The following is a 16633-nucleotide window of genomic DNA, read 5'->3' on the forward strand; positions in this document are numbered from 1 at the left end:
TTGTTTCAAATTTAATTTGGAGTTGTATGGCTACATTTACATTATATAGTGCAAAAAGAAAGGAGCGAAGTTTTAATACTATTAAAGTAACTGCTAATACCTTTTTTTACCCACGAGTTCAGATGTTTATAATGAAATTAAAATCAAAAAAATAGTAAGTGTTTAAATTGTTTCGCAGTTAACAATACTTAATCTATTTTTGTTGAAATGTTAAGATTAATTTTTAATTAATCTTAACATTTCTTATCTTATACAAACTCAAACTTTACGATGAATGGATAATTTAATTACATTTTCAATAACCGTATTTACAGGTTTTTTTGCCATTACCAATCCAATTTCAAACATGACAGTTTTTGTGTCTTTAACCCAAGGTTTAGACAAAAAAACCAAAAGAGATATTAATAAAAGAGCCAATATTATTGCGTTTATAATAGTAACTGTTTTTGTGCTTTTAGGTAAATATATCTTCGAATTGTTTAATATTAGTATTCCTGCTTTTAAAATTACAGGTGGAATTTTAATTTTTTATATTGGTTTTGAAATGCTACAATCAAAACAATCTAATGTAAAAAATATTAAAAATGTTGATGTTGATGAAAATATTGCTGTATCGCCATTGGCAATTCCTATTTTGGCTGGTCCAGGAACCATTGTTACTGCAATGAATTTTGTAGCAAATGTTCAAACAATACACATTATATTGGTAATTGCTATTTTTGGTTTTATGAGTTTACTAGCGTATTACACTTTTATATTAAGCGATTTTATTGTTAAAGTAGTAGGTAATAATGTTATCTCTGTAATTGGTAAAATAATGGGATTGATAATTGCCATTATAGGAACAGGTATGGTGATAACGGGTATTAAGATTTCTTTTCAATTGATGTCTTAATTTACTCAAATAATTAAAATACATATCGTTTTTCACTATATTTTCCCGTTGATAACGCAGAAATTATCAGATTTTTAAATTTATTTATCCGCGTAAATCTGTGCTATCTACGGGAGTATAATTTTCCATTTAGTTTTCATGCTGATTGAGCAGAAATTCTAGGATTTTTTGGTTTAAGAAAACAAAATCAAAAATACACCTAACATAATTCCGAATAACGGTACTAATTTTTTTCGTTTGTTCTTTTCTTTAAAAAGTAGTCCGCCAACAACTACCGCAATAAGTATTTGACTTCTTTTTATGGCAGATAATAACATAATTAATGCCTCAGGATCTTGTAATGCTTTAAAGTAAAAGTAATCCGCAAGCACTAATAAAACACCTACTGAAGGAATGGTCCAACGCCATTTAAAGGACGCTCGTTTTTCTTTAAAAGGAAACCAAGTAATCGACAAAATAACTAGTAGAATAAGCATGGTGTACCACGAAAACCAAAATTGCAATGTTTGTGGATTCAGGGAAACTGTTTGTATTAAAAACTTATCGTATAAACCACTAGAAGCGCCTAAAAAAGTAGCCGCAATAATGGCAAATATCCATTTGTTTCTTTTAAAATTGATGCCTTCTTTTTTTCCTATTTTAGAATATAATAAAACGGAGAAAATAATGAGAAAAAAACCAATCCATTGTAAAAAATTAGGTCGTTCTTGGTAAATTATAATAGCACCAATAAAGGTGAAAAAAGGACCTTCTGAGCGTATGGGTGTTACAATTGTTATTGGCAAATGCTTTAAAGCTTGATACGCCAATACCCAAGAAGCAGCCATAATTGCCGATTTAATAAAGATAAACCCATGTGTTTTCCAAGGAATATCGGTAATCAGAAAGTGTATTTTATCCATATATTCCGGATTATATAAAGAGCCAATATATAAAGGAAGAATCAATAAAAAACCAGAAGAAATGGTGCCTAAAAGTACAGGGAAAACTTCATTTCCTTGTACGGCATGTTTCTTACATAAATTGTGTAAGCCTAAAAATAAGGCGGCTAAAAGTCCAAGGTACATCCACATAATGCGCGCGAAGATATTAATTTTGTAGCTACCTAAAACCAATTGGTAGTTTTATTGTTTTTGTATATCGTTTTTGTTTTGTAATTAATTGATTTACTTTTGATTACTTCTAGTTGTTTACAGTGAAAACGAAACTCTTAGAGGGTTTTTAAGTACCTTTGAAAGATGTTGTTTGACTTTTAAAAATTAGCATAAGTTCTTAATTGTTCTCATTAGAAAGATAAAATTGAATTCATAATTACTCAGTTATAAATAGAAACTGAGATATTTATGAAGTATATTTACCTGTATTTTCTAAGGATGAAATTCCTGATGATTTAGAGATAAAAAAAAATAAAGTGCTTAAAAATAACAGTGCCAAACTTTATAAATTAAATGTAAAAACACCTGTAAATTTAGTTTTATCTGGTGGTGGTATTAAATGCGCTGCACATTTAGCTTTGATAGAAAAAATTGAAGAACTTGGCCTAACAATAAATGCTATTTCTGGGACAAGTGGAGGCGCTTTAGTGGCTTCTTTGTATGCGTCTGGCATTTCTACAAAAGATATTTTACAGATATTTAAAAAAACAAGTCTTTTTAAGTTTTCATTTTTTAGCATAACAAAAGCTGGTCTTTTTGATACTTTTTTATTCAAATCGATTATAGAAAATAAAATTAAAAAGAAATTTAGCGAATTAGAAATTCCAATTTACATTACAGCTTCTAACATGCAAAGTGGCAAACCACGATATTTTAGTAAAGGTAAATTATTAAAACCTGTGTTGGCTTCTTGTGCTATTCCTGGTATTTTTACGCCAATTATTATTAATAAAACCTTGTATTCTGATGGTGGTATTTTAGATAATTTCCCAATTGATCCTTTCCTAAAATCTAGATTACCAATTATAGGTAGTTATGTAGCTGAACCTGCTACAAAAACTCCGCAACAATTAAACTCTACCTTTAAAGTAATTGCTCATGCTACTTTTTTAAAAGCGCATGCTGCAGAAAATTTTAAGTTTGCAGCTACTAAACTTACTATTAGTTTTCCGTTGTCTGAGTATTCTGGATTGGATAATAAAGATTCTGAAGATATTTATAATATTGGAAAAGAGTATTTGAATTGTATTTAGTTAGGTTTAATAAACCTTAAAGACTAAGTTTTAGATAATATTATAATATAAGGAAATATAATTTAATTTATATTTAAAGAAAATGATTTTTATAGTTATCATATTTTTTTTGTATATTTTTACATCAAAATAGAACAACGTTAAATGGCAGCTGCTGAACAAATAAAAAGTTTGATTAGATCTTTCAGTGAAGGAGATGATTCTCGTTTCTATGCTACAGCTATGCAAATAGCAGCAGCAGAAGCACGTAAAGGACATCAAGAACTTGCTGAAGAATTAAAAAAAATAATTCAAGATTCTAAAAAATCAAAAATTAATGAAGGTAAGATAAAGAGATTAGCTGTCAATCCTGCGCAAAAAGAACTTAATGATTTATTGGAATTTTCAAGACCTGATGATAGATTGAAAGACATGGTCTTATCTATGAAGTTAAATAAATCTATTCAAAGAGTTTTAGATGAACAACGTCAAATAGAAAAATTAAGACAGCATAATTTATTCCCAAGAAAGAAATTATTATTAACAGGACCTCCTGGTTGTGGTAAAACAATGACTGCTAGAGTAATCTCTAATGAATTGAGTATTCCTCTTTTTGTAATAAGACTTGATGGTCTAATTAGTAGATATATGGGAGAATCAATAGCAAAACTTCGTTTAGTTTTTGATACAATGAAGGAGTTTAGAGCTGTTTATTTATTTGATGAATTTGATAGTATAGGAACAACTAGAAGTCAAGGAAATGAGGTTGGAGAAATAAAAAGAGTTCTTAATAGTTTTTTACTTCAAATTGAAAAGGATGACTCGAATAGTTTAATAATTGCTGCGACAAATATGCCTGAAAATTTGGATGATGCATTATTCAGAAGATTTGATGATATTATAACTTATCCATTGCCTACAGAAGAGCAAATTTTTAAATATTACAAAAGAGAGCTTTCTAAAAGCGAAGTAATAGATGATAATGTTCTAAAAGAGCTTTCTAAAAAATCTATTGGACTAAATTTTTCAGATTTAGAAAAAATTTGTCAAGACTTTCTGAAAAACATTATAATTTATGGAGAGGAAGAATCAAGCTTAGAATTTTTATTTGAAGTAATTGACTCTAGAAAAACATCTTTCTAATATAATATGTCAAATTTAAATCACATTTTTCTTAATGGAAATAATACTTCTTTGCCATATAGTACATATGGTGGTGGACAATTCCAATATAAAGATGATAGAGATAGAAGAGGACATGGTTTAGGCTTAAAAAACTCCTTTAGTTCTGCTGTATCTGAATTTACAGACGGAAATGAAGAATATGAATTTGTTTATATAGAGTTTGAATCTGCATTAAATTTCGAATTAGCATTTGATAGTTTTGAAGATGTTGCCGGAAATTATAGACTTGCATCTTGTAAAGCTCAATTCAGTGTTGATTATGAAGGTAATCAACAGATTATTTATAAAATTTCTGTTTATTTAAATAAAAAAGCCGTTTCGAATTTTTTAAATAAAGTTGAAAAATACTTAACGGAAGAAACAAAAACTGGCAAACCCAAAAATCAAAATTTAATTGCAAATATTGAAAATATTAGAGCAGCTACTTTAGAAAGTTTTTGGCAAGAACCCGAAATAGATTTTCCAAGCTCGGGTGTAAGTGTATGGTGGGAGGTTTGGTTTAGTGGATCTAATCAAGAAGTTGTAAAAGAAACTTTAAGTTCATTATCCACAGATACTATATTAACAAATAATAGGCTACTTGTTTTTCCAGAAAATATAGTAGGCTTAATTAAAGCTACTCCTGAAGAACTAGGAGAACGTTTACTTTATATAGATAATTTAGCAGAAATTAGAAAACCAATTGAAACTACAGATTTCTTCACAAATCTTGATAAAGATTGGGAGGGTGATTTTGTAAGTGATTTACGTAGTAGAATAAATAACCAAATAGATGAAAATAACATCTCTGTTTGTCTTTTAGATTCAGGTGTTAATCGTGTTAACCCTTTATTAGAAGATTTAATTTCAGAAAGAAATTTAGACTCAGTAAACCCAACTTGGACAAACTCTGACTCCTATAGACAAGGACACGGAACTCCTATGGCTGGTCTTATTATATATGGGGATTTGAATGAACCACTAACTTCTAGTACGCAAATCAATGTTTCTAATAATATAGAAAGCATTAAGATTGTTGATAGGAAAGCAAATGATCCAGATTTATATGGACAAATAACTCTTGAAGCTATTGCTATTGGAGAAATTATGAATCCTAGAAATAAAAGAATTGTTTGTTTGGCTGTTACAGCTCCAGATCACCAATATCTAGGGAGACCATCTTCTTGGTCTGCCGCTATTGATCAAAAGTTATTTGGTTCATTAAATGAACGAAATTATAATACTTTAGTATTAATATCTGGTGGGAATTTACCTTTAAATGATAGATTAACATATCCATTATCTAATGATGATTTTTCAATACAGGATCCTGCACAATCTTTTAATGCTATTACTGTTGGAGCTTTCACTAATAAAGATAGATTAGATGTAAATCAATTTCCAAGTGCAGAATTATTAGCTCAAAAAGGTCAAATGTCTCCATGTAATTCTACATCAATAAATTGGCATAAAAAATGGCCAAAAAAGCCAGATGTTGTATTTGAAGGAGGTAATGATGGAATATTTAATTCCGGTATTTTAGATCACGATTCTTTAAAACTTCTATCGACAGGAGTAGGTGGCATTGGAGGTTCTGCAATTACTACTTTTTCAGATACAAGTGCATCAGTAGCATTAGCCTCAAAGTTTGCCGCTGAATTATATCAAAAATACCCAAACTATTTACCAGAAACTATTAGAGCATTAATAATTCATTCTGCAGATTGGAGTAATATAATGTTGAACAATAGAAGATTAAAAAAATTAAATTCAGAAGAAAAATCTAGACTTTTATCTAGAGTAGGCTATGGAATTCCTAATTTAAACAAAGCTAAGTATAGTGCTGAAAATTCATTAAGCATTATCGCTGAAAGAACTTTAAAACCTTTTAAGTTTGAAGATAGTAGAGTAAAAACAAATATTTTTCATTTATTTGATTTGCCTTGGCCAACAGATATATTGTCTGATTTAGCTGAATTGGATGTAAAACTAATAGTGACTTTATCATATTTTATTGAACCAAATCCTGGAAATAAAAGATATGCTAATGATCAATCTTATAAATCACACGGTTTAAGATTTAAAATGATTGATAAAAATGAAAGTCAAAAGGCTTTTAAATCTCGAGTTAGTAAATCTATAAAAGATGAACAAGATGATTATGTTGCTGAAGGTAGTGAGAATTGGGTGTTGGGAAGTCACATAAGAGATAAAGGTAGTATTCATAAAGATATTTGGGAAGGTTCAGCTGCAGATTTAGCGTTAAGGAATCAAATTGCAGTTTATCCTGTTGGTGGATGGTGGAAGAATAGAAAAAAACTCAAACGTTATGATTCATCGGTTAGATATAGTTTAATCATTTCGATTGAAACAAATGAAGCTGATATTGACATATATAATGATGTATTAAATCAAATTACTGTATCAATACCTATTGATATTTAATAAATATCTATTAATCTTCTCATTCAATCATAAATTTCTCATCCATAAAACAACCGCTTTCGTATAGTCAATTCTACCAAACGTCTATTACCTTTTTATAAGATAGTATATAATTTCACCTTTGATGTGTTCAATTAAAACACTCAAAAAAATGAAATTATATATCCTCATTCTTAGCGTCCTATTTGTGCAGTTTTCTTTTGCACAAGAAGTAGCTACAAATTCGGCATCTAAAGTTTGGTCTTTGCAAGATTGCATTGATTATGCTTTAGAAAACAACATTACGGTTAAAGATGCTATGCTTACTAAAAACATTGCTGAAATAGATTATAACAAAGCAAAATCATCTCGATTGCCAAATTTATTTGGAAGTGCTTCGCAAAATTTTTCTAGTGGAAATACGATAGATCCTATTACAAGTGATTATGTAACAGACCAAATACACAGTACAAATGTGGGGATTAATAGTTCTATGACCTTGTTTCAAGGAAATCAAATTACCAATCAAATAGCACAAAATAAAATTTTATTTGACCAAAGTGTTTTTGAAGAAGAAGTAGCACAAAATAACATTGTTTTAAATATTTTAGAAATCTATTTACAAACATTGTATAGCAAAGAAAGTATTACCATTGCAGAAAATAACTTGTTAGCTTCTGAAACAGAAGTACAAAGAGCAAAATCTCGTTTAGATGCAGGAACCATTGCTTTAAACGATTATACAGAAGCTCAAAGTCAGGCAGCAACCAATAAATACAATGTTATTGCTGCTAAAAACAACTATCAACAATACATTATTGCTTTAAAACAATTGTTAGAATTATCTCCAATTCAAGAGTTAGAAATTGAATCTATCGATGAAAATATGGATTTGGAAAATCTTGAATTAAACAAAGTTGATGTGTATGAAAAGGCATTGGGAATTTTACCAGAAATACAATCGAGCAACTTAAATATTGAAGCCAATAAAAAACAGTTAGACATTGCAAAAGGAGGTTTTTTACCCACTTTATCCTTATCAGGAAGTTTAGGTTCTGGGTACACAAGTATTAACGATAATACATTTTCTGATCAGTTTGATGTGAATTTCAATCAAAAATTAGGGTTGACTTTAACCATTCCTATTTTTAATAGAAATCAAACGAAATCAGCGGTACAAACGGCATCTATCAACATAGAAAAAGCAGAAATACAAAAGCTATCTACAGAAAAAGAAGTGTATAAAAAGGTAGAAACTGCATATCAAAATGCCTTGTCTGCACAAGAACAAGTAATTGCAGCAGAAGCCTCTAAAGTAGCGTCGGAACAATCTTATAAACTAGCGCAAAAAAAATACGAATTAGGCGCTTTAAGTACTACTGATTTAGTGATTAGTCAAAATACATTTACCAACGCACAACAAAACTATTTACAAGCTAAATACTTAAATATTTTATACCATCAATTATTACAATTTTATCAAGGAAACGATATCAAACTTTAATCAATAAAATCATGAAAAAAAATAAAAACATTATCATAATAAGCATAGTTGTTATTGTACTTGCCATTGTAGGGTACTCTTTTATAAAAGGTGACGATGCCGTTATTATACAAGCCAAAACAGTAATTGCTAAAAAAGCAAATGTAACCACTATGGTAACTGCTACCGGAACTATAGAACCAATTACACAAGTAGAAGTAGGGACACAAGTTTCTGGAGTTGTAGAAAAAATATATGTAGATTATAACAGCATCGTAAAAGAAGGTCAGCTAATTGCAGAGTTGGATAAAACCAATTTAAAATCGTCTCTTTCGCAAACGCAAGCAAGTTATGACAACGCTGTAAGTCAAAGAAATTACATGAAAACAATTTACGACAGACAAAAATCTTTGTTTGACAATCAAGTAATCAGTAGAGCTGATTTTGATGAGGCAACCTATAATTACGAAACCGCAAAAGGAACGGTTACACAACGTTATTCAGACTTACAATCTGCAAGAACAAATTTAGGATATGCCAATATTTATTCGCCAATAAACGGCGTAGTATTATCGAGAGCTATTGATGAAGGACAAACGGTTGCAGCAAGTTTAAGCACACCAACCTTGTTTACCATTGCGCAAGATTTAAAAGAAATGCAAGTAGAAGCAGATGTAGATGAAGCAGATATAGGTCAGGTTAAAGAGGGGCAAAGAGTAGAGTTTACAGTAGATGCGTATATTGGTGAAACTTTTGAAGGAGAAGTAACTCAGGTGCGATTAGACCCAACAGTAACATCAAATGTAGTAACCTATACGGTGGTTATTAAAGCTCATAATCCTGATTTAAAATTAAAACCAGGATTAACAGCAACCATTTCAATTTTTACATTAGAACTAAATGATGTCTTAACAGCAGAAGCAAAAGCGATTAATTTTAGTCCATTAGCAGAAACTTTATCAACCTATAATGCACATCATAATATACTGGAAGCAACCAATTTTCCTGCAAAAAATGAAACGACGCTTTGGGTATTAAATAAAGATAGAAGTATTACTCCAAAAACAGTAACCTTAGGCGCAAGTGATGGTGTAAATGTTCAGATATTAAGTGGTGTTTCTAAGGATGATAAATTAGTGTATAGTTTAAAAGAAACTACAAAAGCAGCAGCAGGATCGGGAACTAATTCTAATGAAAGTCCGTTTATGCCACAACGTCCAGGAGGCAAAAAAAAATAAAAAACCATGAGTAAAGAAATCATTAAAATAGCAGATTTAAAACGAGAGTTTACCATGGGAACCGAAACGGTTCATGCATTAAGAGGTATTTCTTTCGATATTAAAGAAGGAGAGTTTGTAACAATTATGGGCTCTAGTGGTTCTGGTAAAAGTACACTTTTAAATATCTTAGGATGTTTAGATCAACCAACGGCCGGAACTTATGAAATTGATGGAGTATCTGTAAAAGATTTAAGTAGAAATGAATTGGCAACCATTAGAAACGAAAAAATAGGATTCATTTTTCAATCGTATAATTTATTAGCCAGAACATCTGCGATAGAAAATGTAGAATTACCGCTATTGTACAACAGTAAGGTTTCTACAGAAGAACGAAGAGAACGTGCCATAAAAGCATTAGAAATGGTAGGATTAGGTGATAGAATGGATCACACGCCATCGCAACTTTCTGGTGGGCAACAACAGCGTGTTGCCATTGCAAGATCTTTGGTAAACAATCCGGTAATGATTCTTGCAGATGAAGCTACAGGGAATTTAGATACCAGAACTTCTTATGAAATTATGTCACTTTTTCAAGAGTTAAATAAAAAAGGAATCACCATTACGTTTGTAACACATGAGCCAGATATAGCTACTTTTAGTAACAGAACTATTGTGTTAAAAGATGGTGGAATCATCAAAGATTATAGAAATGATCATGTACAATCTGCAGCAACAGAGTTAGCAAAATTACCTAAACAAGACGATTAATTATGAGACTATTAAATTTATTAAAAATCGCATTTAAAGCCATTGTTCTTAATAAAACAAGAACTTTATTAACCATGTTAGGTATTATCATTGGTGTGGCTTCTGTAATTACCATGTTGGCCATTGGAGAAGGTTCTAAAGAAAGTATTCGTGAAAATATTTCGAGTATGGGTTCTAATATGATTACTATTAGACCAGGAGCAGATACAAGAGGACCTGCTAGAGGAAGTGGAGGAAATGTACAAACACTAACGCTTCAAAATTATGAAATTATAAAAGAACAAGCTACCTTGTTAAGTTATAGTACACCTGTGGTAAATGGTGGCGGACAAGTAATTAACGGTTCTAATAACTGGCCAAGTACCATTTATGGTGTAAACCCAGATTATTTAAAAATTAAAGTAGTCGACTTGCAAAGCGGAAGTATGTTTACAGATGCCGAAGTAAGATCTGCGTCTAAAGTGGCTTTAATAGGGCAAACCGTAGTAGATAATGTGTTTCCTGATGGACAAGAACCTGTGGGGCAAATGATTCGTTTTAATAATATTCCGTTTAAAGTAATAGGAGTTTTAGAAGAAAAAGGAGAAAATACTTTTGGTCAAGATCAGGATGATGTAGTAATTGCGCCATATACCACTGTTCAAAAACGTATTTTAGCCATTGATTATTTAAATCAAATAATGGCATCTGCAGTCAGTGAAGATGATGCGCCAGAAGCTGTAACTCAAGTAACTACAATTTTACGTTCTGAACATAAATTAACAGCTACAGAAGAAGATGATTTTAGTGTGCGTTCTATGGAAGAATTGATTTCTACCTTTAGTTCTACCAGTGAAATGTTAACACTTCTTTTAGTGGCAGTTGCAAGTATTTCTTTGTTGATTGGCGGTATTGGTATTATGAATATTATGTATGTTTCGGTTAAGGAACGTACCAAAGAAATTGGTTTAAGAATGGCCGTTGGTGCAAAAGGCGCAGATATTTTAATGCAGTTTTTAATAGAAGCTATTTTAATAAGTATTACTGGCGGATTGCTAGGCGTAATACTTGGGCTTGGAGCCACCGTTTTTATAGAGAAGTTTTTAAGCTGGCCTACAAGTGTTGCCTTATATTCTATCATTATTTCTTTTGCAGTGTGTGCGGTAACAGGTATTTTCTTCGGATGGTATCCTGCAAGAAAAGCATCTGCATTAGATCCTATAACTGCTTTGCGTTACGAGTAATTAATGTTTTGATAAAAAAAGTAGAAACAAATTTCAGGAACAATAAATACAATTGTTTGAATACTAATTGGGTATTTTAATTTCTGAAATTTGTATCATAAAACTGAATTGTTTTTTTTAAAATTAAACAAAATGAAAAAATAGGTGTTGCTACTATCATTTGCAAAATAGTATTATATTCATACTTTTTTAAGGAGAAAATAGAAATAATACTAAAAAATACTATAGAATGAATACTTTCCTAGAAAATACTTTATTTATCCTCTTTTTTTTACTGACAATCGGTAATTTAAAAGCACAAAATAGCAGCACTATAATTACAGGATTATTGGTTGAAGATTCAACTTCTCAACCTATTCCGTATGCAACTGTGGTAATTCATGATAAGAATACTAAGAAAATAATTGCAGGTACAACGTCAGATGAAAGTGGGAAATTCAGTATTTCTACGTCTAAAACTAATTTCTATTTAGAAATAAGTTTTATGGGATTTAAAACAAAAACCATAACTGTATTTAATAGTACTAATGGAAAAGCAAATTTGGGAAAAATACTAATGGTTGCAGACAATGAAGCATTAGATGAAGTGGTGGTAACAGGCGAAGTATCTAAAACTGTTTTTAAATTAGACAAACGCGTTTTTAATGTTGGCGCAGATATTAGTAGTTCAGGCGCAAGTGCATTAGAAGTACTAAATAATGTGCCTTCTGTAAATGTAAATATTGAAGGCGAAATTAGCCTAAGAGGAAGCTCTGGTGTACAAATATTAATCAACGGTAAACCATCGGTTTTAGCAGATGAATCTAGCAATGCGCTTGGAACAATTACCGCAGATATGATAGAAAGTATTGAGGTAATTACAAATCCTTCGGCTAAATATGAAGCATCAGGAACTGCCGGAATTTTAAACATCATTCTAAAAAAGGAAGAAAAAAGAGGTTGGAATGGTTCCGTTTCTGTGAATACGGGTATTCCAGACAATCATAGTATTGGTTTGAGTTTGAATAGAAGAACAGAAAGTTTTAATTTGTTTGCGCAATTAGGCGCTGGTTACAGGTCTTTACCAAGAGATTCTGAAGCTATTAATAGAGATTTAGTGAATAATGAAGTTGTTTTTAGCAATGGTATAGAATACAGAGATGAAACCTTTTACAATCTTACTTTAGGTACCGATTATCATATTAACGATTTAAATGTACTTACTTTATCTGGTAATTTTGCGTACGAAATAGAAGAGCAACCATCTGAAACTAATTTTAGCTATTTTGATTCAAATAATAGTTTAATTTCTAGTTGGTTAAGAAATGAAATTACAGATGCTACAAACCCTAAATATAAGTACGAATTAAATTATAAAAAGCAATTTGAAAATAATGAAGATCACACTTTATTGTTTAGTGCTTTGGGTAGTTTTTTCGGAAAAGTTCAATCTTCTCATTTTACAAACACCACCATTTCTGGTGCTGATAGCAATAGCGAACAGCAGACAGATACAAAATTTCAACAAGCAGATTATACTTTTAAAGCAGATTATACAAACCCAATTTCAGAAACCTATACCTTAGAAACAGGTGCGCAATATGTGATTAATGATGTTGGTAATGATTATGAAGTGAGAGATGAAAGCAACGGTGTTTTTGTGGTAAACCAAGATTTAACCAACAATTTTGAATACAACCAAAAAGTATTGGGCGTATATGCTACAGGTGCTTATGAAAAAGAAAATTGGGGCATAAAAGCAGGGTTTAGAGTAGAGCAAACCAATTTAACAACACTATTAACAAATACCAATCAATCTAACAAACAAGATTTTACTAATTTTTTTCCAACCTTGCATTCATCCTATAAAGTAGGAGAAAATTTTTCGCTGCAAGCAGGATATTCGAAACGTATTTTTAGACCAAGATTATGGGATTTGAATCCGTTTTTTAATATTAGAAATAACTTTAATGTACGTGTAGGAAACCCAGATTTACAACCAGAATTTACAGATTCTTATGAGCTAACAAGTATTTACAAAATTGGTAAAGCCTCTTTAAGTTCTAGCTTGTATCATAAATATACAACAGATATGGTAGAGCGTGTTTCTAAATATGAAGACAATGTTACCATTACAACGCCAGAAAATATAGGAACAAATGCTGCTTTTGGTTTTGAAACAAATGGGAAATACAGAGCCAATAATTGGTTAACAATAACTGGAGATTTTAATGTAAATTATTTTGATAGGGTGGGTACTTTTGAAGGACAAGTTTTTGATTTTTCTGGTAACCAATGGTCTTCAAAATTAGGAACTAAAATAGGATTACCGGCAGATGTAGATGTAGAATTTACAGTCAATTACCAATCTGGTTATGAAACCGTACAAGGTAATGTTACGGGATATGCTTTTTTAGACTTAGGAATTCGAAAAAAAATATTTAAAGGAAAAGCCATTGTAAATTTAGGAATTAGAGATTTGTTTGAGTCTAGAATTTCTGAACAATATGTGGCTCAAACTACGTTTGAAACGTATAGTTTTGGGCAACGTGGCCGTTTTATTACCTTAGGTATTAGCTACGGATTTGGTAAAGGAGAAGCTATGACGTATTCTGGAGGAAGAAGGAGATAGTTTATTAAAAAAAAGGAATAGATAAAAAATCGTTTGTAAAAGATGATTCAAAATAGAAAAAATGCATAAAAATAAAAAAATAACCCTCTTTTCACATATACTAGTTTGGCTTGTACTTTTAAGTATGCCTTATTTGCTATCTTATGGTCAAGAACAAGATTTGAATAGAGTTATTGCACACTTCTGGATTCCTATTGGTTTTTACGCTGTTATTTTCTATATCAACTATTTTGTATTGATAGATACATACTTGTTTTCAAATAAAATAGTGCAGTTTATTTTTATCAATTTAATCATAATTGTGTTAAGCATTACTTTAAAAGAGTTTTTTGAAGATTTGTTTTTTGAAGAAACCTTAAAGAAAACGACTAAAAAGGAGGGTAGTGGTCCGCCTTTTAAAATGTTTATTTATGTACAAATGTTGTCGTATATGGTTCCTCTATTATTTTCAATAGCTTTAAAAACCACCAAAAGATGGATACAAACAGAAGCAGAACGCAAAGAAGCGGCAAATGTTAAATTAAAATCAGAATTACAACATTTGCATTATCAATTGCAACCCCATTTCTTTTTTAATTCTTTAAATAATATTTATGCTTTGGTAGATATTTCTCCGGAACAAGCTAAAAAATCAATCCATAGTTTAAGTAAGTTGATGCGTTATATGTTGTACGAAACCAATGATGAATCTATTCTTTTATCCAAAGAAATTGATTTTATGAAAAAATATATCGACTTAATGAAACTGCGAGTTTCTGATAAAACGATTGTGAAATATAATTTTCCATCTGAAGAAACCGGAATTAAAATTGCACCTTTATTGTTTATATCATTAATTGAAAACGCCTTTAAACATGGTGTTTCGGCAAGTAAACAAAGTACTATTGTAATCAATATTAGTTCTCAAGAAAAAACGGTTTTGTTTACCATAGAAAATGATAATTTTCCTAAAAAATCTGATGATAAAAGTGGTTCTGGTATCGGACTTGTGAATATTGAAAAACGTTTAAAGTTGTTATATCCGAATAAAAATAGTTTTAAAACATCTATTCAAAACAATCGTTTTTTGGCGGAATTAAAAATTGAAACCAACTAAATTATGAGCAATATAAAAGTTACCTGTGTTATTGTAGATGATGAACCAATGGCGCTTAATTTAGTAGAAAGTTATGTAGAAAAAACTCCTTTTTTAGTTTTAAAAAAGAAATGTAGTAGCGCTATTGAAGCAATGGAGTTTATTAAAAATGACCCAGTAGATTTATTGTTTTTAGACATACAAATGCCCGATTTAACAGGTATTGAATTTTCTAAAATGTTGCCAAAAGAAACACGTGTAATTTTTACCACTGCTTTTGATCAATATGCGTTAGAAGGCTTTAAGGTAGAAGCGCTAGATTACCTTTTAAAACCTTTTGATTATGCCGAGTTTTTAGCAGCGGCCAACAAAGCAAATACATGGTTTGAGTTGATAAAAGGAAAAAAACACCCCATACTTTCTGAAGAAAAGGAATTTCTATTTGTGAAATCTGAATACAAACAATTGCGCATTAAATTGGCAGACGTTTTGTATTTTGAAGGCTTAAAAGATTATATTAAAATTTGGTTAAAAGACAACCCAAAAGCGATTTTAACGTTGATGAGCTTAAAATCTTTAGAAGCAGAGTTGCCAAAAACTCAATTTATGCGCGTGCATCGTTCTTTTATTGTTTCATTAAAAAATATTGAAGTAATAGAACGTAGTCAGATAATCATCAATCAGCAACGTATTACCGTTTCTGAGCAATACAAGCCTAGGTTTTTGGAGTTTGTGAATAATAATTCTTTATAACTAATTACTGTTATTCCTAACCACGACTGTCATTCCTAGGTATTTAGGAGTCACATCATCAAGCTAATCTTTGTATTCTTTATGAGATTCCTCCTTTGTTGAAATGACAAGTTGCGTGAAAAATCAAAGCTGTCATTCCGAAGTATTGAGGAATCACATCCTCAAGTTAATCTTATGTTCTTTATGAGATTCCTCTTTTGTCGGAATAACAATAATTAAGTATTCTAATACTCTTCTATAAAACAATCGATTTCATAGAGATAATATAAGGTATTGTCTATTTTGTTTTTTTTAATAAGAGAATACAAATACTTTTATACTTTGCAACATCTAATATTCTCATATAAAAATGTATAAAAACATTCTAATCATTACTGTGCTATTTCTTGGTTTTACAACCAAAAGTAATTCACAAACTACTAAAAACACAAGTAACACAAACATACCTGTTTTAAATTTTAATGCTTTAAAACCGTTGTTGTACACAGATTCTAAAGAAGTTCATATTGTTAATTTTTGGGCTATGTGGTGTGCACCTTGTGTAAAAGAATTACCAATTTTAGAAGCGTATCAAAAACAGCATCCTAATGTAAAAATTACTTTGGTGAGTTTAGATTTTCCTGAAGGTATTGAAACAAAATTAAAACCGTTTTTAAAGAAAAAAGGGATTACCAGTAAAGTGGTTCTTTTAGATGATCCGGATGCCAATAGTTGGATAGATAAAATAGACCCTAATTGGTCAGGAGCCATACCATTTACCATACTATTCAACAATAAAAAAAGAACTTTTCATGAACGTATGTTTGAAAGTTTAGAAGACCTTGAAAATGAAATTAATAAAATAAATTAA

General features: G+C 30.5%; 13 protein-coding genes. 12 read left to right on the forward strand and 1 reads right to left on the reverse strand.

The genetic code is table 11. The features are described 5' to 3' along the window. The first annotated feature begins 274 nt into the window (after window positions 1-274). Window positions 275-895, forward strand: a complete 621-nt coding sequence (locus ACSHW5_RS09940; RefSeq protein WP_435675976.1) for a MarC family protein — start codon at window positions 275-277, stop codon at window positions 893-895. A 173-nt stretch (window positions 896-1068) separates the two neighbouring features. Here the strand turns inward: ACSHW5_RS09940 and ACSHW5_RS09945 are convergent, their stop codons facing one another. Beyond that, window positions 1069-1968, reverse strand: a complete 900-nt coding sequence (locus ACSHW5_RS09945; protein WP_435675977.1) for an EamA family transporter — start codon at window positions 1966-1968, stop codon at window positions 1069-1071. Between the two features lie 338 nt (window positions 1969-2306). On the opposite strand from ACSHW5_RS09945, the gene ACSHW5_RS09950 reads away from it, so the two are divergent. The 11 genes from ACSHW5_RS09950 (at window position 2307) to ACSHW5_RS10000 (ending at window position 16633) form a co-directional block, all read left to right on the forward strand. Next, on the forward strand, window positions 2307-3083 hold the full coding sequence (locus tag ACSHW5_RS09950; protein ID WP_435675978.1) for a patatin-like phospholipase family protein: 777 nt from the start codon (window positions 2307-2309) through the stop codon (window positions 3081-3083). Between the two features lie 144 nt (window positions 3084-3227). Beyond that, window positions 3228-4205: an AAA family ATPase gene (locus ACSHW5_RS09955; RefSeq protein WP_435675979.1), complete on the forward strand. Its 978-nt coding sequence runs from the start codon at window positions 3228-3230 to the stop codon at window positions 4203-4205. A 6-nt stretch (window positions 4206-4211) separates the two neighbouring features. Then, window positions 4212-6671, forward strand: coding sequence for a S8 family peptidase (locus ACSHW5_RS09960; protein ID WP_435675980.1), 2460 nt, complete (start codon window positions 4212-4214; stop codon window positions 6669-6671). Window positions 6672-6822: 151 nt separating this feature from the next. Then, a complete protein-coding gene (locus ACSHW5_RS09965; protein ID WP_435675981.1) occupies window positions 6823-8154 on the forward strand; it encodes a TolC family protein in 1332 nt (443 codons plus the stop codon). A gap of 11 nt (window positions 8155-8165) precedes the next feature. Then, on the forward strand, window positions 8166-9371 hold the full coding sequence (locus tag ACSHW5_RS09970; protein WP_435675982.1) for an efflux RND transporter periplasmic adaptor subunit: 1206 nt from the start codon (window positions 8166-8168) through the stop codon (window positions 9369-9371). A 6-nt stretch (window positions 9372-9377) separates the two neighbouring features. Beyond that, window positions 9378-10121, forward strand: coding sequence for an ABC transporter ATP-binding protein (locus tag ACSHW5_RS09975; RefSeq protein ID WP_435675983.1), 744 nt, complete (start codon window positions 9378-9380; stop codon window positions 10119-10121). Between the two features lie 2 nt (window positions 10122-10123). Continuing rightward, window positions 10124-11344: an ABC transporter permease gene (locus tag ACSHW5_RS09980; RefSeq protein WP_435675984.1), complete on the forward strand. Its 1221-nt coding sequence runs from the start codon at window positions 10124-10126 to the stop codon at window positions 11342-11344. A gap of 229 nt (window positions 11345-11573) precedes the next feature. After that, complete coding sequence (locus ACSHW5_RS09985) at window positions 11574-13955, forward strand: TonB-dependent receptor domain-containing protein (RefSeq protein ID WP_435675985.1); 2382 nt, start codon at window positions 11574-11576, stop codon at window positions 13953-13955. Between the two features lie 61 nt (window positions 13956-14016). After that, complete coding sequence (locus tag ACSHW5_RS09990; RefSeq protein WP_435675986.1) at window positions 14017-15051, forward strand: sensor histidine kinase; 1035 nt, start codon at window positions 14017-14019, stop codon at window positions 15049-15051. Between the two features lie 3 nt (window positions 15052-15054). Continuing rightward, a complete protein-coding gene (locus tag ACSHW5_RS09995; RefSeq protein ID WP_435675987.1) occupies window positions 15055-15783 on the forward strand; it encodes a LytR/AlgR family response regulator transcription factor in 729 nt (242 codons plus the stop codon). Between the two features lie 349 nt (window positions 15784-16132). Further along, window positions 16133-16633 (forward strand): TlpA family protein disulfide reductase, encoded by a 501-nt coding sequence (locus ACSHW5_RS10000; protein ID WP_435675988.1) that lies wholly within the window; start codon window positions 16133-16135, stop codon window positions 16631-16633.

Source organism: Polaribacter sp. (genome assembly GCF_051251875.1).
Classification (GTDB): Bacteria; Bacteroidota; Bacteroidia; order Flavobacteriales; family Flavobacteriaceae; genus Polaribacter.